This window comes from Pseudomonas sp. (genome assembly GCF_050739655.1).
GTDB lineage: Bacteria > Pseudomonadota > Gammaproteobacteria > Pseudomonadales > Pseudomonadaceae > Aquipseudomonas.
In genome coordinates this window covers 1-17,829 of record NZ_JBOIBY010000034.1, presented here as the reverse complement: position 1 = coordinate 17,829, position 17,829 = coordinate 1, and the positions used below count along the sequence as shown (strand labels likewise).

The 17,829-nt window shown below is 59.2% G+C and carries 17 protein-coding genes; 8 read left to right on the top strand and 9 right to left on the bottom strand.

What is annotated here, in order from left to right; genetic code table 11:
• Positions 1–165 precede the first annotated feature (165 nt).
• Genes ACRESJ_RS01615 through ACRESJ_RS01605 form a run of 3 tightly spaced genes read left to right on the top strand, consistent with a single transcriptional unit; the run spans position 166 to position 2,187 of the window.
• Positions 166–471, top strand: coding sequence for a hypothetical protein (locus ACRESJ_RS01615; RefSeq protein WP_431756323.1), 306 nt, complete (start codon positions 166–168; stop codon positions 469–471).
• Positions 471–1,331 (top strand): DUF72 domain-containing protein, encoded by an 861-nt coding sequence (locus tag ACRESJ_RS01610; protein ID WP_431756322.1) that lies wholly within the window; start codon positions 471–473, stop codon positions 1,329–1,331. The genes ACRESJ_RS01615 and ACRESJ_RS01610 overlap by 1 nt, the downstream gene beginning before the upstream one ends.
• 34 nt (positions 1,332–1,365) lie before the next feature.
• The gene (locus ACRESJ_RS01605) at positions 1,366–2,187 is read left to right on the top strand and encodes an isocitrate lyase/PEP mutase family protein (RefSeq protein WP_431756321.1); all 822 of its coding nucleotides are present in this window, start codon (positions 1,366–1,368) and stop codon (positions 2,185–2,187) included.
• A gap of 31 nt (positions 2,188–2,218) precedes the next feature.
• Here the strand turns inward: ACRESJ_RS01605 and ACRESJ_RS01600 are convergent, their stop codons facing one another.
• Complete coding sequence (locus ACRESJ_RS01600; protein ID WP_431756320.1) at positions 2,219–2,842, bottom strand: energy transducer TonB; 624 nt, start codon at positions 2,840–2,842, stop codon at positions 2,219–2,221.
• Positions 2,843–2,935: 93 nt separating this feature from the next.
• Between ACRESJ_RS01600 and ACRESJ_RS01595 the strand changes: the two genes are divergently transcribed.
• A complete protein-coding gene (locus ACRESJ_RS01595) occupies positions 2,936–3,718 on the top strand; it encodes a class I SAM-dependent methyltransferase (protein WP_431756319.1) in 783 nt (260 codons plus the stop codon).
• A gap of 131 nt (positions 3,719–3,849) precedes the next feature.
• Here ACRESJ_RS01595 and ACRESJ_RS01590 read toward each other — a convergent pair whose 3' ends face one another.
• Complete coding sequence (locus ACRESJ_RS01590; protein WP_431756318.1) at positions 3,850–4,494, bottom strand: TetR/AcrR family transcriptional regulator; 645 nt, start codon at positions 4,492–4,494, stop codon at positions 3,850–3,852.
• Positions 4,495–4,587: 93 nt separating this feature from the next.
• Here ACRESJ_RS01590 and ACRESJ_RS01585 point away from each other — a divergent pair, with 93 nt between their 5' ends.
• The 3 genes from ACRESJ_RS01585 (at position 4,588) to ACRESJ_RS01575 (ending at position 10,282) form a co-directional block, all read left to right on the top strand.
• Entirely contained in the window at positions 4,588–5,688 is a 1,101-nt protein-coding gene (locus tag ACRESJ_RS01585) for an efflux RND transporter periplasmic adaptor subunit (protein WP_431756317.1), read from the top strand.
• A 6-nt stretch (positions 5,689–5,694) separates the two neighbouring features.
• On the top strand, positions 5,695–8,760 hold the full coding sequence (locus ACRESJ_RS01580) for an efflux RND transporter permease subunit (protein WP_431756316.1): 3,066 nt from the start codon (positions 5,695–5,697) through the stop codon (positions 8,758–8,760).
• A gap of 181 nt (positions 8,761–8,941) precedes the next feature.
• Positions 8,942–10,282 carry a Fic family protein gene (locus ACRESJ_RS01575; protein ID WP_431756315.1) on the top strand — a complete coding sequence of 447 codons (1,341 nt, stop codon included), beginning with the start codon at positions 8,942–8,944 and terminating at the stop codon, positions 10,280–10,282.
• A 249-nt stretch (positions 10,283–10,531) separates the two neighbouring features.
• Here ACRESJ_RS01575 and ACRESJ_RS01570 read toward each other — a convergent pair whose 3' ends face one another.
• The 4 genes from ACRESJ_RS01570 to plsB all read right to left on the bottom strand — a co-directional run bounded on the left by ACRESJ_RS01570 (position 10,532) and on the right by plsB (position 14,738).
• Complete coding sequence (locus ACRESJ_RS01570; protein WP_431756314.1) at positions 10,532–11,221, bottom strand: DUF4197 domain-containing protein; 690 nt, start codon at positions 11,219–11,221, stop codon at positions 10,532–10,534.
• A gap of 27 nt (positions 11,222–11,248) precedes the next feature.
• A complete protein-coding gene (locus tag ACRESJ_RS01565) occupies positions 11,249–11,647 on the bottom strand; it encodes a YbaY family lipoprotein (protein ID WP_431756313.1) in 399 nt (132 codons plus the stop codon).
• A gap of 136 nt (positions 11,648–11,783) precedes the next feature.
• Positions 11,784–12,128, bottom strand: a complete 345-nt coding sequence (locus ACRESJ_RS01560; RefSeq protein WP_431756312.1) for a hypothetical protein — start codon at positions 12,126–12,128, stop codon at positions 11,784–11,786.
• A 114-nt stretch (positions 12,129–12,242) separates the two neighbouring features.
• On the bottom strand, positions 12,243–14,738 hold the full coding sequence (gene plsB, locus ACRESJ_RS01555; protein ID WP_431756311.1) for a glycerol-3-phosphate 1-O-acyltransferase PlsB: 2,496 nt from the start codon (positions 14,736–14,738) through the stop codon (positions 12,243–12,245).
• 232 nt (positions 14,739–14,970) lie between these two features.
• Between plsB and ACRESJ_RS01550 the strand changes: the two genes are divergently transcribed.
• Positions 14,971–15,180 carry a cold shock domain-containing protein gene (locus ACRESJ_RS01550; protein WP_007940478.1) on the top strand — a complete coding sequence of 70 codons (210 nt, stop codon included), beginning with the start codon at positions 14,971–14,973 and terminating at the stop codon, positions 15,178–15,180.
• A 77-nt stretch (positions 15,181–15,257) separates the two neighbouring features.
• On the opposite strand, the gene ACRESJ_RS01545 is transcribed toward ACRESJ_RS01550, so the two are convergent.
• The 3 genes from ACRESJ_RS01545 to dapE form a co-directional block, all read right to left on the bottom strand.
• Positions 15,258–15,635 carry a hypothetical protein gene (locus ACRESJ_RS01545; RefSeq protein ID WP_431756310.1) on the bottom strand — a complete coding sequence of 126 codons (378 nt, stop codon included), beginning with the start codon at positions 15,633–15,635 and terminating at the stop codon, positions 15,258–15,260.
• An 81-nt stretch (positions 15,636–15,716) separates the two neighbouring features.
• Positions 15,717–16,526: a putative RNA methyltransferase gene (locus ACRESJ_RS01540; RefSeq protein WP_431756309.1), complete on the bottom strand. Its 810-nt coding sequence runs from the start codon at positions 16,524–16,526 to the stop codon at positions 15,717–15,719.
• Entirely contained in the window at positions 16,526–17,677 is a 1,152-nt protein-coding gene (gene dapE / locus ACRESJ_RS01535) for a succinyl-diaminopimelate desuccinylase (RefSeq protein WP_431756308.1), read from the bottom strand. Before dapE ends, ACRESJ_RS01540 begins: the two co-directional genes overlap by 1 nt.
• Between the last annotated feature and the right edge of the window lie 152 nt (positions 17,678–17,829).

Sequence of the window (17,829 nt, the reverse complement as noted above, 5' to 3'; positions counted from 1 at the left end):
CGATCCGACTTGCCCGCGATGGCGATCTATCGGACGCAGTCAATCGTCATTTTCTAACCCGGCTTTTAAACCTTTTGCCTTTTATGTGTTCTAGTTATCACTCGGCGGTTTGCGAAGTGGGCAATGCGCCACTAGACTGCCATCACTGATACCGAGCATGCACATATGCGTATAGACGGCATTTCCTCTCAGTCCTACCCCATCAAACGCAAACCTCGCAAAGGTCATGTGGTAGAGGACGAGTCCGTCGATATCGAAGGCGAGCTGGAATTTCCGTCTGAAGAGCAACTCGCCGCCCGTGCTGCCAAAGCCTCTGCGCAACGCCTGAGCAATCTTCCCGCCCGCCAACAGGACATGCTTTATCACCGCGCAATGAGCAAAAGTGTAGCGATGGCCCTGGCCAGCTACCTGAGCACCGCCGGCTTTGTCGATCTGGATACGCAAGTGCTGGGTCTCGACCTGTACATCTGATGTTGCTGCCTTACTATCTCGGCTGCCCGTCCTGGAGTGAAAACGCCTGGCGCGATTATCTGTATCCGCCAGATGCCAAGACCGCCGATTTTCTTGATCTCTATTGCCAGGTTTTCAACGCCGTGGAAGGCAATACGACCTTCTACGCAAGTCCGGCAGCCAGCACCGTGCAGCGCTGGGCCGACACCATGCCCGCACACTTTCGCTTCACCGCCAAGTTCCCCGGCGACATCAGCCACGGCGGTGACCTGCGCGAGCAACTGACTGCCGCCGAAACCTTCACCCAATTGCTCGGCCCCTTGGGTGAGCGGGTGTCACCGCTGTGGTTGCAGCTGTCGAAAAGCTTTACCCCGCAACGCTTGCCCGAACTGGCCGGATTTATCGATGCACTGGAGCGACCACTGGCGGTTGAAGTAAGGCATGACGATTTCTTTGCCAGGGGCGATAGCGAGAAGATGCTCAATCGCTTGTTGCTTGATCGCGGCGTAGAACGTATTTGCCTTGATCCGCGAGCGCTGTTCAGCTGCACGTCCACTGATCCTTCGGTACTCCACGCTCAATCAAAGAAACCACGGGTTCCGCCACGTCCAGCAGCCTTCACTCAGTTTCCGCAGGTGAGGTTCATTGGCCATCCTCAGCTTGAAGCCAACGATTCGTTTCTACTGCCGTGGGTGGAGAAGATCGCCCTGTGGATCGAAGAGGGCCGCACGCCATATATATTCCTGCACACCGCCGACAATCTGCTGGCGGCGAAGCTGGCGCAACGTTTTCACAGTCGCCTGATGCTGCGTTTGCCTGGCTTGCCGGCGCTGCCTGAGCTATACAGAAAGCTCGCTGCCGAGCAACTTGGCCTGCTCTGAAAGCGGATTCGTTCGCCTTTTCAGGAGCCTGCCAATGGATGCCCAAACCCTTCGAGCCCAAGCGTTCAAAGCCTTGCACGAACGTGACGGGATTTTTGTGATGCCCAACCCCTGGGATGCGGGTTCGGCAAAAATGCTGGCGGGTCACGGTTTCGAGGCTCTGGCGACCACCAGCGCCGGTTTCGCTTTTTCCCAGGCACGTCCCGATGGCGGCCTGACCCTCGATGACACCCTGGCCAACGTCCGGGCGATCGTCGGCGCAACCAACCTGCCAGTGTCGGTCGATCTGGAAAACGGTTTTGCCGATGACCCTGCCGAATGCGCACAAAGCATCGTGCAGGCTGCGGGTGCAGGCGCCGTCGGTGGTTCGATCGAAGACGCCACCGGCCGCCCGGACACGCCGATCTATTGCTTCGACCATGCAGTGGCCCGGGTAAAGGCCGCCGTCGCTGCTGCGCACAGCTTGCCATTCCCGTTCACCCTGACAGCCCGGGCCGAAAACTATCTGCATGGCAACCCGGATCTGGACGACACGATTCGCCGCCTGCAAGCGTTCGCCGAAGCGGGCGCCGACGTCCTGTATGCGCCGGGGCTGCGTAATGCCGAAGAGGTCCTGGCGGTGGTCCGTGCCGTGGCACCGAAACCGGTCAACGTGTTGATGTCTGGCGGTTTGAAGTTGACCGTCGAGCAACTCGGCGAAATGGGCGTCAAGCGTGTCAGTGTCGGCTCGGCGTTAGCACTGGCTGCACTGGGCGAGTTCTACCGCGCGGCGCAAGAGATCAAAACGTCGGGGACCTTCAGCTTCACCTCGCGCTCAATGCCCTACGGTCAAGCCAATCAGTTTTTCAAAGGCTGACGATGGGGTTTCGATAGTGGCTGTGCGCAGGTCAGGCAGCGAGGCGCAGGTTCTGCAGGACGATAGGGCGTGCCCAGCCGCTATCGAAATCGAGCGCTTTCTGTTGCTCCACCAATTCCTCTGGCGAGAACGGCGGGAACGGTTTGTCCAGCAGGTCAAGTTCGAACTCGGCGATTGGCAGGCGCAGTGGGCGTGGTTGCGGCGCTGGGCCGGCTTCTGGCAATGGCTGACCGGCAGTCAGCACGATAGGGCGTACCCAGCCGCTTTCGAAGTTTTGTTGTTGCTGCTGGGCGACGATCTCATCGTCCGGGAACGGCGGGAATGGCTTGTCGGCCAAATCCATTTCGAACTCGGCAATCGGCAGGAACAGCGGCTCGGGCGGGCGAATCTCGTTGTCTTGAACGTCGCATTCGCGCTGGGAAACGATGTGCGCCAGCAGGTCGCTGCCGACGGTGGGTTCAACCGGGCTTTCGATATCCACCGCAGGGAAGTTCAGCGATTCAGGCAGCACTTCATCACCCGACTGCTCGGCCAGCGCTCGGGCAAAGAAATCCTGCCAGATGTGGCTGACGCCGCTCAGTGTCTGGGTGTTTCGCAGGTTGTAGTCGCCGTAGGGCGAGATAAAACCTGTGATAGTGGGTTGAATGTCTGACATTTCTCTCGGTCGACGCTCAGCTCTGGCAAAATGCTCGATAGTTTTGTTATCGGCCGATTTTGCCGATCATTAATTTTTTGAGCGTGTTTTCCGATGATTGATCAACCCGCGGTGTGCCGCATCCATGTCGAGGCGCTGGACGCCGCTTTCGAGCCACAAGCCGCGCAATGGGCCGAACGCCTGGGCTTGCCGATGCAGGTGGCTGACGGCGAGTTCGCGTTGCAGGTGGGCGACCAAGGGTTGCAGCTGCAACAGTTGGGGCCTGACGCACCTGGCCCCGTACGTGTGGATTTCGTCGAGGGCGGCGCGGCCCATCGCCGATTGTATGGCGGCGGCAGCGGGCAAATGATTGCCAAGGCTGTCGGCATCGCCCAAGGCGTGCGCCCGCGGGTGCTGGACGCCACGGCGGGGTTGGGCAAGGATGCGTTCGTGCTGGCCAGCCTCGGTTGCGACATGAGCCTGATCGAGCGTCAGCCATTGATCGGCGCTTTGTTGGAGGACGGTCTGGCACGTGGAGCGGAAGATTTCGATGTGGCGCCGATCGTGGCGCGGATGCGCTTGCTCAAGGGCAACTCGATCGAGGTCATGCGCAACTGGGAAGGTGAGCCGCCGCAGGTGATCTACCTCGATCCGATGTTCCCGCACCGGGAGAAAACCGCGTTGGTGAAGAAGGAAATGCGCTTGTTCCGTCCGCTGGTGGGCGATGACCCGGATGCCCCGGCACTGCTCGAAGCCGCGCTGGCCCTGGCGACTCACCGGGTGGTGGTGAAGCGTCCGCGCAAGGCGCCTTGCATTGAAGGGCCGAAGCCGAGTCATGCGCTGGATGGCAAATCCAGCCGGTATGACATTTATCCTAAAAAAGCGCTGAAGCCTTAAGACCGAGTTGGCTTCATCGCGGGCAAGCCCGCTCCCACAGGTTCTGCGTCGAATACAACAATTGCGAACGACTCAGAACCTGTGGGAGCGAGCTTGCTCGCGATAGCGTCAGTGCCGTCACCAGGAATCTATCAGGCCGACTCAGGTCGAAAGGCCCGCATAAACAACCCCACCACTTCCTGCACATGGCTCTCAGCCTCGTCCCCCACCGGCGGCTCGCCACAGCCGTACAGCAAACGAAAATTCCCCGCGCCCTTGAGCAGGCAGAAGAAGTGCTCAGCCGCATTGTGCGGTTTGTCGATGCGCAATACGCCGCTTTCATCGATCTTGCTCAACAGGCGCTCCATGCCGTGCAGCATGCGCTGCGGCCCGGCCTCGAAGAAAATTTGCGCGAGCTTGGGGTCCTGGTTGCCCAGGGTCATCATCAAGCGGTGCAGGTTCACCGATTCGTCACTGTTGATCAGATGATGAAAACCGCGCGCGATGTTCAGCAGCACAGCCTCCACTTCGACGCCTTCCGGCAGTTCGAAAAACAGAGGCGGTAATTGCTCCTCGCACTTGGCCATCACGGCGGCGGAGAACAGCGTCTCCTTATCGTTGAAATGGCTGTAGACCGTGAGTTTCGATACCTCGGCCTGCGCAGCGACAGCGTCCATGCTGGTGTTGGCGTATCCCTTGGTTAGAAACAGCGTTTTCGCTGCATCGAGGATCGCCTGGCGCTTGGCCAAATCCTTGGGGCGGCCCGGGCCATTGGGTGCTGAAAGATTGTTCGGCATATGCGCTTTTATTACTGGACTGGTGAGTTTGCTATTAATAACATACTGGCCAGTATAATTATTCCAAGCACCATTAGCGAAAGGTCCTTCACCATGTTCCGCTATGCCTTGCCCCTCGCGTTGCCAGTTGCCCTGGCGTTTTTGTTGACGGCGTGTGGTCACGAGGAGGCGCCCGTAGTCAGCGTGCGCCCGGCCATGGTGGTCCAGCCAGAGCCTTCGACCCAGGCGATGGAAAGCTATCCCGGTGAAGTCCGTGCCCGCTATGAACCGGATCTGGCATTCCGCATTGGCGGTAAAGTCAGCCGACGACTGGTCGATGAAGGGCAGCGGGTCAAAGCCGACCAACCTTTGGCGGAGCTCGATCCCCAGGACGTGCGCCTGCAACTGGAAGCCACCCGCGCCCAGGTGGCCGCCGCCGAAGCCAACCTGAACATGGTGCGTGCCGAGCGTGATCGCTATAAAACGCTGATGGAGCGTCAATTGGTCAGCCGGTCTCAGTACGACAACCAGGAAAATCTTTACCGTTCCGGTGAAGCGCGCCTCAAACAAATCAAAGCCGAATTCAACGTATCGACCAACCAGGCCAGCTACGCGGTGCTGCGTGCGCCCCAGGATGGCGTGGTGGCCAAGCGTGCGGTGGAAGTCGGGCAAGTCGTGGCGGCGGGGCAAACGGTGTTTACCCTGGCCACCGATGGTGAGCGAGAAGTGTTGATCAGCCTGCCGGAGCAAAGCTTCGGCCGCTTCAAGGTGGGTCAGCCGGTCTCGGTCGAGTTGTGGACGCAACCAGATCAGCGTTTCGCCGGGCACATCCGCGAACTGTCGCCAGCCGCCGATCCGAAGTCCCGCACCTTCGCCGCGCGCATCGCGTTCAACACCGGCAAGGTGCCGGTCGAACTGGGCCAGAGCGCCCGTGTATTCGTGCAGACCGCCGAATCCGTTGCGTTGTCGGTGCCCCTGTCTGCGCTGACGGCAGAAAACGGTGTGACCTACGTCTGGGTCGTCAACGCCAACAACACCTTGAAGAAAACCCCGGTGCGCGTCGGTGCCTTCGGCGAGAAAACCGTACCGGTACTCGAAGGTCTCAACGCCAGCGACTGGGTCGTGGCCGCCGGCGTCCATGTGCTTCTCGACGGGCAGCAGGTACGCCCCGTGGATCGCTCCAACCGTGTGGTCAATCTGGCGGGCAAGGAGTAATCCCCGATGGGTTTCAATCTTTCCGCCTGGGCACTGCGCAATCGCCAGATCGTACTGTTCCTGATGCTTTTGCTGGCCATCGTCGGCGCACTGTCCTACACCAAACTCGGCCAAAGCGAAGACCCGCCGTTCACCTTCAAGGCCATGGTCATCCGCACCAACTGGCCGGGTGCCACGGCACAGGAAGTCTCGCGTCAGGTCACTGAGCGTATTGAAAAGAAACTGATGGAAACCGGCGAGTACGAGCGCATCGTCTCGTTTTCCCGACCGGGAGAATCCCAGGTGACCTTCATTGCCCGTGATTCCATGCACTCGGTGGATATCCCGCAGCTCTGGTATCAGGTGCGCAAGAAGGTCAGCGACATTCGCCATACCCTGCCGCCAGGGATTCAAGGCCCGTTCTTCAACGATGAGTTCGGCACCACCTTCGGCAACATCTACGCATTGACCGGTGACGGGTTTGACTACGCCGTGCTCAAGGACTACGCCGACCGTGTTCAGATTCAGCTGCAACGGGTGAAGGACGTGGGCAAGGTTGATTTGCTCGGTTTGCAGGACGAGAAAATCTGGATCGAACTTTCCAACGTCAAACTCGCCACCCTCGGTTTGCCCTTGGCGGCGGTGCAGCAGGCACTTGAGGAACAGAATGCGGTGTCCACCGCCGGTTTTTTCGAAACCAGCAGCGAGCGATTGCAGCTACGGGTTTCGGGGAATTTTCAGACAGTCGATGAGATAAAAAACTTTCCGATACGGGTTGGGGATCGCACCTTCCGCATCTCCGATGTGGCGGATGTGCGCCGTGGGTTTAACGATCCACCGGCACCGCGTATGCGCTTCATGGGTGAGAACGCTATTGGTCTTGCGGTAGCGATGAAGGACGGTGGCGACATTCTGGTGCTGGGCAAGGCACTGGAAGTCGAGTTCGCCCGCATCCAGAGAAACCTCCCGGCTGGTATGCAACTGCGCAAGGTTTCCGACCAACCCGCAGCGGTGAAAACCGGTGTCGGCGAGTTCGTTCAGGTGTTGGTGGAAGCTCTGGCAATCGTGTTGCTGGTGAGCTTTTTCTCACTTGGCGTTCGCACCGGCATGGTGGTCGCGCTGGCGATTCCGCTGGTGTTGGCGATGACCTTCGCCACCATGTATTACCTGGGCATAGGCCTGCACAAAATTTCCCTGGGGGCGCTGGTTCTGGCCCTGGGCTTGTTGGTGGACGACGCGATCATTGCCGTTGAAATGATGGCGATCAAAATGGAGCAGGGCTTCGACCGGATCAAGGCGGCGAGCTATGCGTGGACCAGCACCGCGTTCCCAATGCTCACCGGTACATTGATCACGGCTGCCGGCTTCCTGCCGATTGCTACCGCGCAATCGGGCACCGGCGAGTACACCCGTTCGATCTTTGAGGTGGTGACCATCGCGTTGCTGGCCTCGTGGGTGGCTGCGGTGTTGTTCGTGCCTTACCTGGGGGAAAAACTCCTGCCGGATCTGGCGAAAATTCATGCGGCCAAACACGGTACCGGCCAACCCGATCCTTATGGCACGCCGTTTTATCAGCGCGTGCGACGTCTGGTGGAATGGTGTGTGCGTTGGCGCAAAACCGTGATCGCGGCGACCGTACTGTTGTTCATTGCCTCTATCGTGCTCTTCCGCTTCGTGCCGCAGCAGTTCTTCCCTGCATCGGGCCGCCTGGAACTGATGGTCGACCTGAAACTGGCCGAAGGCGCGTCCCTGAGTAACACCGCCGATGAGGTCAAGCGCCTCGAAGCACTGCTCAAGGACAAGGCCGGAATCGACAACTACGTGGCCTACGTTGGCACAGGTTCGCCGCGTTTTTACCTGCCGCTGGACCAACAACTGCCCGCCGCGAGTTTTGCCCAGTTCGTGGTCCTGGCGAAATCCATCGAGGAGCGCGAAACCCTGCGCACCTGGCTGATCACAACGCTTAACGAGCAATTCCCGGCCCTGCGCTCGCGGGTGACACGACTGGAAAATGGCCCGCCGGTTGGTTATCCGGTGCAGTTCCGGGTGACGGGTGAGCACATTGAGGAAGTCCGCGCGCTGGCCCGCAAAGTCGCGGCCAAGGTGCGTGAAAACCCCCATGTGGCCAACGTCCATCTGGACTGGGAAGAGCCGAGCAAGGTCGTCTACCTGAACATCGATCAGGACCGGGCGCGGGCACTGGGCGTGAGCACGGCGAACCTGTCGAAATTCTTGCAAAGCTCGCTGACCGGCTCGAGCGTGAGTCAGTTCCGCGAAGACAACGAGTTGATCGAGATCCTGCTGCGCGGCACCGTGCATGAGCGCACCGAGTTGTCGTTGCTGCCCAGCCTGGCGGTGCCGACCGACAACGGTCGCAGCGTCGCCCTGTCGCAGATCGCCACCCTGGAATACGGCTTTGAAGAAGGCGTGATCTGGCACCGAAACCGCCTGCCCAACGTGACGGTTCGCGCCGACATCTATGGCAAGGAACAACCGGCGACCCTTGTGAAACAGATCATGCCGACCCTCGACCCGATCCGCGCCGAACTGCCTGACGGTTATTTGCTGGACGTCGGCGGCACCGTGGAAGACTCCGAGCGCGGACAGAAATCGGTCAACGCCGGTGTTCCGATGTTCATCGTCGTGGTGTTGACCTTGCTGATGCTGCAACTGCGCAGTTTCTCACGCACGGCGATGGTGTTTCTGACAGCGCCTTTGGGCCTGATCGGCGTGACACTGTTTTTGCTGGTGTTCCGTCAGCCATTCGGTTTTGTCGCGATGCTCGGCACTATCGCCTTGTCGGGGATGATCATGCGTAACTCGGTGATCCTGGTGGATCAGATCGAGCAAGACATTACTGCCGGACTGAAGCCATGGCAGGCGATTATCGAGGCGACGGTGCGCAGGTTCCGGCCGATCGTCCTGACCGCGCTGGCCGCCGTACTGGCGATGATCCCGCTGTCGCGCAGCGTGTTCTTCGGGCCAATGGCGGTGGCAATCATGGGTGGGCTGATTGTGGCTACGGCATTGACGCTGCTGTTTTTGCCGGCGTTGTACGCGGCCTGGTTCCGCATTCGCAAGGACACGGTTTGAGGTGTTCTCGTTGACACCCTCGTCCCCCGTGTAATGATCGTTCCCACGCGGAGCGTGGGAACGCTCAAGATCGCAGCCTGCGGCAGCTCCTACATCAATCTCGGAAACGTCCGATATTGAGGCAGGGTGATCGGGGTGCTGTACTCGACCCTCGCTTTTGAGGACACCCGAGGCAGCACCAATGAAAAAACCACCCCGGTTACAAGGCCGGCTCGACCCGGTCTTCGATCGGCTGGGTCAATCCCCTCACAAAGAACGCCTCGCTGATTACCTCGCGCTGCTCAAGCCGCTGGACGATCAAGGGCGCTATCGACCTTTCCATGAATTGCACTACCGCTGGCCGTCGGGGCTGGATTCGAATCTGTGCTGGGCACTGGTGAAAAAGGCACGGACGGCGCAGTACTCAAGTCTCTTGCCTCTGGGCGAACCTCTTCAGTGGGGCAACTTCGTGCTCACTCCGCAGGCGCAGAAGGCAATTTCGACCGTCGACCGGCAAGCGACCACGGCGGCACTGGAGTTCATGACCAGTCAGATCGGCGAGCACGCTCACTTCAGTTATCTGCTCAACGACCTGATCGAGGATGAAGCCATCAGTAGCAGCCAACTCGAAGGCGCGGCGACCACCACGCGGGTGGCCAAGGACATGCTCAGGCGCAAACGCCTGCCGCGCACGCCAGACGAGCGGATGGTAATCGGCAATTACAGAATGATGAATTTTGCTTGGGAGCAGCGTCATGAGCCCATGAGCGTCGGACTGATCCTGGCCATGCACCAGGTGGGCGTCGAGGGTATTGATGATGCGCGATACTCACCGGGACTGTTCAGAAACAACGATGATGTGGTGGTGCAGGATGGCGCGGGGCAGACCGTATACACGCCGCCTGCTGCGAAGGGCCTGACGGGCCGGTTGCAGACGTTGTCGAAGTGGATCAACCAGTCCCACAACAACCTTGAGCAAAAGGATTACCTCCATCCATTGATCAAAGGCATCGCCCTGCATTTTGCACTGGGCTACGAGCATCCCTTCCGCGACGGCAACGGCCGTGTCGCAAGGGCGCTGTTCTACTGGTTCATGTTCAAAAATGATTTCTCGGCGTTTCGTTATATTGCTATCAGTGTGTTGTTACGAAGCGCGCCAGTGAAATACGGGCGTTCGTACCTGAACACCGAGTCGGATGACCTGGACCTTACCTACTTCATCGATTACCAGTGTTCAGTGGTGATGCGTGCTGTCAGTGGTTTTGCCGCAGCGTATCGGAAAAGTCTGGCGAACGCCGACCAGTTCGATCGCTGGTTAATAACTTCCGGCTTTTTTCACCGGTTAACCGAGAAGCAGCGAGCTGTATTTCAGGTGGCCAAGAGCGGGATGGCCAAGGAATTCACGGCGGGCAATGTGAAGGAACACCTGGTGTGCTCATACAACACCGCCTCGTCGACCTTGAATGGGCTAGTCGAGTTGAATGTGTTTGAGAAGAGGAAGATGGGGCGCGAGTGGGTTTTCTTCTTGCGTGCTGCGGTGTGACCCTCCGCTCCTACAGAATTTTTTGTCGCTCGCAAGATTTGCAGCAACCCTGAACCCTGTGGGAGCGGGCTTGCCCGCGAAGAGGCCGGCACATTCAACATCAGTGTCGACTGACCTGACGCCTTCGCGGGCAAGCCTCGCTCCCACAGGATTTTTGTCGGCCGAACGATCTGCAGCAACGCTGAGCACTGTGGCAGCGGGCAAGTCGAATCGTCGCACCGCCGCTCCCACAGGTTTTTGTGGTGAAGGTTAAAGCGTTCCAAACACCTTCTTCGCCAAACTGGTCGCAGCCGCCGCCGGGTTCTGGCGGATGGTTTCTTCCTGTTTGCCGATCATCTCGAACAAGCCGTTCAATGCCTGCTCGGTGACGTAGTTTTCGACGTTGGCGTTTTTCGCATCCACTACGCCCATGGTCGCTGCTTGCCCTGCGAACGAGTTGTACTGTTGGGCCAGGCCAACCTTGTCGGTGGCTTGCTTGACGATCGGCAGGAATTTGGCGCGGATCTGTTCGCGGCTGGTCTTGTTCAGGTATTGGGTGGCCGAGTCGTTGCCGCCGCTAAGGATCCCCTTGGCGTCCTCCACGGTCATTTTCTTCACCGCATCCACGAGGATCGGCTGAGCCTGGACCACGGCGGTTTCCGCCGCCTTGTTCATGCTCGCTTCCAGTTGATCGACTTGATCACCCATGCCGAACTGTTTCATTTTGCTGGCAACTTTGGCGAGTTTGCCCGGCAGTTCGATTTTGACGTCAGGGTTGTTGCTGAAACCGCCCGGCGTGCCGAGTTGTTTCACTGCCAGTTGCGCGCCTTGGGTCAAAGCGTCCTTGAGTCCGCCAGTGGCGTCTTTCTGCGACAGGTCGGTGAGGGACAGCGCCATGGCACTGGCGCAGATCATCAAGCCTGCGCACAGGCCGGCAAAACGTAGGGTAGGGCGGAGCATGGCAACTTCCTTTCTTGAAAAAGACACTTAGCGGGCCGGGTCGACACGGACCTTTACTGGGTGGGGATCGGAGCCGTCCAGTCGTACGGCGTGATTCTCGGTGGTGATGAACAGTAACTTACCGTCGACTTCGATGCGCGCATTTACCGAATAACGGTGGTTGGGCTCGATCTTGAGCGGGTCATAGCTGAGGTGGAAAACCAGGGGAACCTGACCTTTGACCGGGCCTCGCTGTTCGTCGATAACTTTCGCCGGGGCATCGGCTAGCGAGATGTCCTGCAGGCTGACGCTGAGGATCGCCGTCGGAGGCAGTGCGATGCGCTGCAGATAAAAGACTTCGCCATCGAGGCTGGCTTTAGGGGCAGGTTGCATGGATTGGCAGGCGCCGAGTAACGCGGTGAGCGCGAGGAGAGATAGTTTTTTCATTTGGCGAATCCTTGTCATTGGCGCTCATAGAGGGCAAGCGCCAACAACAATTTAGCCGATTTTGCCGGTAATATCGCCCATCATTTTTGTGCGATATGAACTAAGTGTATTGCCGATATGAAATTCGTAGCTTCGATCAAACAATGAATACAGGCTTGAGGTAAATATCCTCGTAATGACGAGTCCCGTAATCAAAATCGACCGATAGCAGCTCATCGGCTTCGGCAAGAAGTGTTCCGTCGGGGAAAAATACTTCAGCGATGATTCTGAATGTGTTTATCGAAACATCATTTGGGTCGCGTTCAACACTAAACTCGAATTCCCACCATTTATGTTCGAGCGAGTTTCCGATGTGTGTATTGATGAGTGTTGACTCATCATCGCTAAGTTGTTTGTAGAGACTGGTTTTAGTGGTGTAGTCCGTTTGAATGCCGTATGGGGTTTTGCTGAAAAGAACTTTCCCGGAAATGTATTTGCTCATATAAGTATCCTTTGGGCTATGCCTGAATTAGGCAGAAAGGATGCTAGCGGAACATTGATATATGTTTGTCGCAGAAATACATCCTTTTATTTCTGCGTGGAAAGTTACGGTTCTTTATGTGCCCAGCGAAGTTGTTTCCGCCGCACTTTCATCACCATGCAAAGCCACCTGGCGAATAGACAAACGAATCTCCGCCGGCAACACCCGTTTGGCCGCGCCCTCGGCCAGTTCGCCCAGCAGTTGGTGATAACCCAGCTTGCCGGCCTCGTCGCGCTTGAGCACTTCGAGATCAAGCAGGGTCTGGATGAAGTGGCGGAACAGGCTCTTGTCGAAAAATTCCGGGGCGTTCAGGCCATGGAGGATCGACAGGCGCTGGGCCATGACGGTGCACAGGTCTTCCAGTTCTTCGGCGCTGATGCTGTTCTGGCCGCTGTTGAGCAATAAGGACACAGTCATATAGAAGCGCTGCAGGGTCTGGGCGATGCTCTTGGACAGCAGCGTCAACAGCACGAAATGCCGTGAACTTGGGGCCGGGCGCAGGTACACGTCATTCTCGAAGCGCAGCAGGCCTTGCTCGACGAATGCGTCCAGCCACTGATCGATCACCCCGTCCAGTTCGTCCAGCGACCAACGGATGAACAGCTCCGCTTGCAGGTACGGATACAGCGCGCGGGTGTAGCGCAGGATCTGTTCGCGGCTCATGCGCGAAGCACTCTGGAAGAAACTCGCCAGCAGCGCCGGCAACGCGAAGATGTGCAGCACGTTGTTGCGGTAGTAGGTCATCAGGACCGCGTTTTGCTCGTCCAGATAGAGAATCTTGCCCAGTGCGTCGCTCTGCTCGGACAGCAGATCCATGTCTTTCACATGCTCGATCAGCACCCGGCCATCACCTTCCGGCAGGGTGGTGTGCGGCGAGTAGGGCACCTTACGCAACAGCGCCAGATACAGATCGAGTACCCGTGCCATCGCACGATCATCGAGCGCCAGGCGGCTGGTGGACAGCAATGCCAGTGCCACGAGGTTGACCGGATTGATCGCCGCCGCTTCATTGAGATGCTGCGCGACTTTTTCGCCCAGGCGGTTGGTGGTTTCGTTGAGCCAGGCTGGTTTGAACTGCGGACCGAGTTCCTGCTGGCGCCAGTCCGGTTGTTCGCTGTCGAGGAACTGCGCCAGCTTGATCGGCTCACCGAAGTTCACGGCGACTTGGCCGAAACGCTGCTTGAGCGCGCCAATCACTTTGAAGATATCGAAGATCGATTCTTTCTTCTTGGTCGCGCCACGCAACTCACCCAGGTAGGTACGGCCTTCCAGCACACGTTCGTAGCCGATGTACACCGGTACAAACACGATCGGCATCCGCGAGGAACGCAGGAAGCTGCGCAGGGTAATCGCCAGCATCCCGGTTTTCGGTTGCAGCATGCGCCCGGTGCGCGAGCGGCCGCCCTCGACGAAATACTCCACCGGGAAGCCCTTGGTGAATAGGGTGTGCAGGTATTCGTTGAACACCGAGGTGTACAGCGGGTTGCCCTTGAACGTGCGGCGCATGAAGAACGCGCCGCCGCGCCGCAGCAGACCGCCGATCACCGGCATGTTCAGGTTGATCCCGGCGGCAATGTGCGGCGGGGTCAGGCCGTTTCGAAACAGCAGATAGGACAACAGCAGGTAGTCGATGTGGCTGCGATGGCACGGCACGTAGATCACTTCGTGCCCTGGTGCGACGTGCTGGACGCCTTCGATGTTGTTGACCTTGATGCCGTCGTAGATCTTGTTCCAGAACCAGCTCAGCACCACTTCCAGAAAGCGGATCGCGGTATAGGTGTAGTCGGACGCGATCTCGTTGCCGTAGCGCAGGGCCTGGGCCTTGGCTTTTTCCGGGGAGATGTTTTCGCGCTCGGCTTCATCGAGGATGGCTTGCTTGACCATTGGCTGGTTGATCAGGCCTTTGACCAGATTGCGTCGGTGGGAAATATCCGGGCCGATCACCGCGGTTTTCAGGTTGCGAAAGTGCACGCGCAAGATGCGTTGAGCCATGCGCACGGTGCGCTCGTGGCCTTTGTTGTGATCGACCAACTCACGCAGGTGGATCGGCGCGGAAAACTGCACGCGCGTCTTGCGTCCCAGCACGATGATGCTGAGCAAGCGACGCAAGCGCCCGGTGACGGCCCAGCTGTCGGCGAACAGCAGTTTCCATGGGCTCGATTCACTGTCTGGCGACTGACCCCAGAACACACTGACCGGAATGATCTGCGCATCTTCGACGGCGTTCTGGCTCAGGGCGCTGACCAGGCGGGTCAGGGTTGGCGGTGCGCCGCGCTTGTCCTGGCGGCCGAGCCAGTCTGGGTCCGGGGTCAGATAAAAGAAGGCTGCTGGCTCCAGCAGATTGCCCACTGAGACCGGCAGCACCGGGCGTGGCAGGCCGGCCTTGCTGCATTCGGTGTCGACCACCGCGAGGTCGGTCAGCGAAGGGTTTTGCAGGACGTAGAACACCGGACGACTGCGGTCGAGGTTGAGGGTGAACGACGACTGGTTGATCGTCTCCGAGCGAACCCAGAGGTAGAGCAGTCGGCGCAGGGTACCAAACACAAGACGGCGGAACGGGGAACGGGTCATACGGCATCTGCATGAGTGAATAAAACCGAGCGTTTGCTCGGGAGGGCGATAGTGTGCCGTATTCGCTGAATATCGGCAAAAAAGCGGCGAAGTAAACTCCTGTTGAGAGTTTTGGTGCGTGTCATATACTCGGCGCTCCGCCGCCTGCCTGCATTGGGCCAGCATGTGCGGCTGATGTTCCCGAGGCTTTCCTGCGAAAAGCCGATCAATAATAAAAAAGGAGTATGAACAGATGGCAACACGCGAAACCGGCAACGTGAAGTGGTTCAACGACGCCAAGGGCTACGGCTTCATTCAGCGTCAGGATGGGGTGGACGTGTTCGTGCACTACCGCGCGATCCGCGGCGAAGGCCACCGTTCGCTGACCGAGGGTCAGCAGGTTGAATACGCGGTGGTGGAAGGGCAGAAGGGGTTGCAGGCTGAGGATGTTGTAGGTCTGTAAATCAGCTCTTCAGGTCACACAAAACCATTGTGGGAGCGAGCAAGCCCGCTCCCACATTTGTTCGGTGTCGCTCGTTTTTACGCGGTTTTCCAGGTGATTTCTTCCTCACCATCGGCACTGATACGAATCCAGCGATCCGCAGACTCCTCACCTTCTTCCTCGACCCAGCTACCAGGCGCGCAACGCACTTCGACGTTCAGCGCGGCAAAGGCGGCGCGGGCGCAGGCGATGTCGTCTTCCCACGGGGTCTCGTCGCTTTCCAGGTACAGGCTGTTCCATTTTCCTACGGCCTTGGGCAACCAGGTCACCGGTACATTGCCGGCCTTACATTTGTAAGTCTGACCCTTCTGAACCCAGTCAGAGCACGGGCCGAGCGCGGCGCCGAGCCAGGCGGCGATGGCTTTGTGATCGACGTCGGCGTCTTTCAGGTAAATCTCGATATCGGGCTGGCGCATGGATGTCCTCACTGCGTGTCTGAAAAATCCATTCGCGGATTTAGCCGGCCTTGAACCGTCGCCCAAGGCCAAATTGGTGGGTTATTGAAGAATGAAATAATCGTAGCGCATCGAGACGGTGACCTCGAACGGCTCCGCCTGCTCGATGACCGCCGCCCGGCGCTCGGCACTGGCGCGCCAGCCGTGGGGCGTCATGGCCAGCAAGTTTGCCCGGTCCTGGCCGCTCGCAAGCGTCAGCTTGAACTCCAGGGTTTCGCTATGGGCCAGCGCCATGCCTTCCGGCACCAGGGCCAGATGCTTGTCGTCGGTGTATTCGCGTACTTCGTCGTACAGGCGCTCACGCAATTCCATCAGGTGGCCGCTGGTCGGTCCGACTTTCATCAGGCCGCCGCCGGGGCTGAGCAGGCGTTTGGCTTCTTCCCAGTCCAACGGGCTGAAGACGCTGGCCAGAAACTGGCAGCTGCCGGAAGCCAACGGTACGCGGGCCATGCTGGCGATCAACCAGGTCAGCGCCGGATTGCGTTTGCAGGCGCGTTTGACGGCTTCCCTGGAGATGTCCAGCGCATAACCGTCGGCGTCCGGCAGGGCCTCGGCGATTTGTGCGGTGTAGTAACCCTCGCCACAACCAATGTCGACCCAGCGTGCCGGCGCATAACCGGCCGCCAGCTGCGCCAGGCGCTTGGCCACCGGCGCGTAGTGCCCGGCATTGAGAAAATCACGACGCGCCTCGACCATCGCCTGGTTATCCCCAGGGTCGCGGCTGTTCTTGTGCTGCACCGGCAACAGGTTCAGGTAACCCTGGCGCGCACGGTCGAACCGATGCCCGGCGGGGCAGACCACGCCGTTGTCCACCGCACTGAGCGGTTCGCTGCAGATCGGACAAGCCAGCATCAGGCGAGCAACTTGACGAGTGTCTGGTAGTAGATCTCGGTCAGCACATCGAGGTCGGCCGCCAATACGCGCTCGTTGACCTGGTGAATGGTGGCGTTGACCGGGCCCAGCTCGACCACTTGGGTGCCCATGGTCGCGATGAAGCGTCCATCGGAGGTGCCACCGCTGGTGGATGCCTTGGTTTCGCGACCGGTGATGTCCTTGATGCTGGACGAGACCGCGTCGAGCAGTGCGCCCGGTTCGGTGAGGAACGGCAGGCCGGACAATGCCCAGTCGATGTGCCAGTCCAGGTCATGCTTGTCGAGGATGTCGGCCACGCGCTTCTGCAGGCCTTCGACGGTGGACTCGGTGGAGAAGCGGAAGTTGAACACCGCCACCAGGTCACCGGGGATGACGTTGGTCGCGCCGGTACCAGAGTTGACGTTGGAGATCTGGAAGCTGGTCGGCGGGAAGAAATCGTTGCCGTGGTCCCAATGCTCGGCGGCAAGTTCCGCCAGGGCCGGGGCAGCGAGGTGGATCGGGTTCTTGGCCAGGTGCGGGTAGGCCACGTGACCTTGTACACCGCGTACGGTCAGCTTGGCGCCGAGGGAGCCGCGACGGCCGTTCTTGACCACGTCACCGACCAGAGAAGTGCTCGACGGCTCGCCGACAATGCACCAGTCCAGACGCTCCTTGCGCGCCACCAGGCGCTCAATCACAGCCTTGGTGCCGTGGTGCGCCGGGCCTTCTTCGTCGCTGGTGATCAGGAACGCAACCTTGCCCTTGTGATCCGGGTAGTCGGCGACGAAACGCTCGGCGGCCACGGTCATGGATGCCAGACTGCCTTTCATGTCCGCCGCGCCACGGCCGCAGAGCATGCCGTGTTCATCGATCACGGCGTTGAACGGGTCGATCTGCCAGGCGGTCACCGGGCCGGTTGGCACCACGTCGGTGTGGCCGGCGAAGCACAGCACCGGGCCGTCGTGTTTGCCGTGGGTCGCCCAGAAGTTATCCACATCTTCGATGCGCATCGGTTCCAGCGCAAAACCGGCATCGCCCAGGCGCTGCATCATCTGCTTCTGGCAATCGGCGTCGACCGGGGTGACGGACGGACGGCGGATCAGGTCGATGGCGAGTTGAAGGGTCGGCGAAAGGTCGGCGTGGGCCGTCATGGGAACCTCCGGAAATCATGAATGTGGGCGCGGCCCCACTGTGGGAGCGAGCCGCCAAAAAAAAGGGTATGTAAAAAAAAAGAATTATAAAAACGAAAAAAAACCCAACCGAACAAAACCCAACCCAAAAAAAGAGAAACCGCAAAAAAAAA

Bases quoted from the DNA above. Each gene is read 5' to 3' on its own strand.
- ACRESJ_RS01615 (WP_431756323.1), top strand. From the start codon at position 166: ATGCGTATAGACGGCATTTCCTCTCAGTCCTACCCCATCAAACGCAAA.
- ACRESJ_RS01610 (WP_431756322.1), top strand. From the start codon at position 471: ATGTTGCTGCCTTACTATCTCGGCTGCCCGTCCTGGAGTGAAAACGCC.
- ACRESJ_RS01605 (WP_431756321.1), top strand. From the start codon at position 1,366: ATGGATGCCCAAACCCTTCGAGCCCAAGCGTTCAAAGCCTTGCACGAA.
- ACRESJ_RS01600 (WP_431756320.1), bottom strand. From the start codon at position 2,842: ATGTCAGACATTCAACCCACTATCACAGGTTTTATCTCGCCCTACGGC.
- ACRESJ_RS01595 (WP_431756319.1), top strand. From the start codon at position 2,936: ATGATTGATCAACCCGCGGTGTGCCGCATCCATGTCGAGGCGCTGGAC.
- ACRESJ_RS01590 (WP_431756318.1), bottom strand. From the start codon at position 4,494: ATGCCGAACAATCTTTCAGCACCCAATGGCCCGGGCCGCCCCAAGGAT.
- ACRESJ_RS01585 (WP_431756317.1), top strand. From the start codon at position 4,588: ATGTTCCGCTATGCCTTGCCCCTCGCGTTGCCAGTTGCCCTGGCGTTT.
- ACRESJ_RS01580 (WP_431756316.1), top strand. From the start codon at position 5,695: ATGGGTTTCAATCTTTCCGCCTGGGCACTGCGCAATCGCCAGATCGTA.
- ACRESJ_RS01575 (WP_431756315.1), top strand. From the start codon at position 8,942: ATGAAAAAACCACCCCGGTTACAAGGCCGGCTCGACCCGGTCTTCGAT.
- ACRESJ_RS01570 (WP_431756314.1), bottom strand. From the start codon at position 11,221: ATGCTCCGCCCTACCCTACGTTTTGCCGGCCTGTGCGCAGGCTTGATG.
- ACRESJ_RS01565 (WP_431756313.1), bottom strand. From the start codon at position 11,647: ATGAAAAAACTATCTCTCCTCGCGCTCACCGCGTTACTCGGCGCCTGC.
- ACRESJ_RS01560 (WP_431756312.1), bottom strand. From the start codon at position 12,128: ATGAGCAAATACATTTCCGGGAAAGTTCTTTTCAGCAAAACCCCATAC.
- plsB (WP_431756311.1), bottom strand. From the start codon at position 14,738: ATGACCCGTTCCCCGTTCCGCCGTCTTGTGTTTGGTACCCTGCGCCGA.
- ACRESJ_RS01550 (WP_007940478.1), top strand. From the start codon at position 14,971: ATGGCAACACGCGAAACCGGCAACGTGAAGTGGTTCAACGACGCCAAG.
- ACRESJ_RS01545 (WP_431756310.1), bottom strand. From the start codon at position 15,635: ATGCGCCAGCCCGATATCGAGATTTACCTGAAAGACGCCGACGTCGAT.
- ACRESJ_RS01540 (WP_431756309.1), bottom strand. From the start codon at position 16,526: ATGCTGGCTTGTCCGATCTGCAGCGAACCGCTCAGTGCGGTGGACAAC.
- dapE (WP_431756308.1), bottom strand. From the start codon at position 17,677: ATGACGGCCCACGCCGACCTTTCGCCGACCCTTCAACTCGCCATCGAC.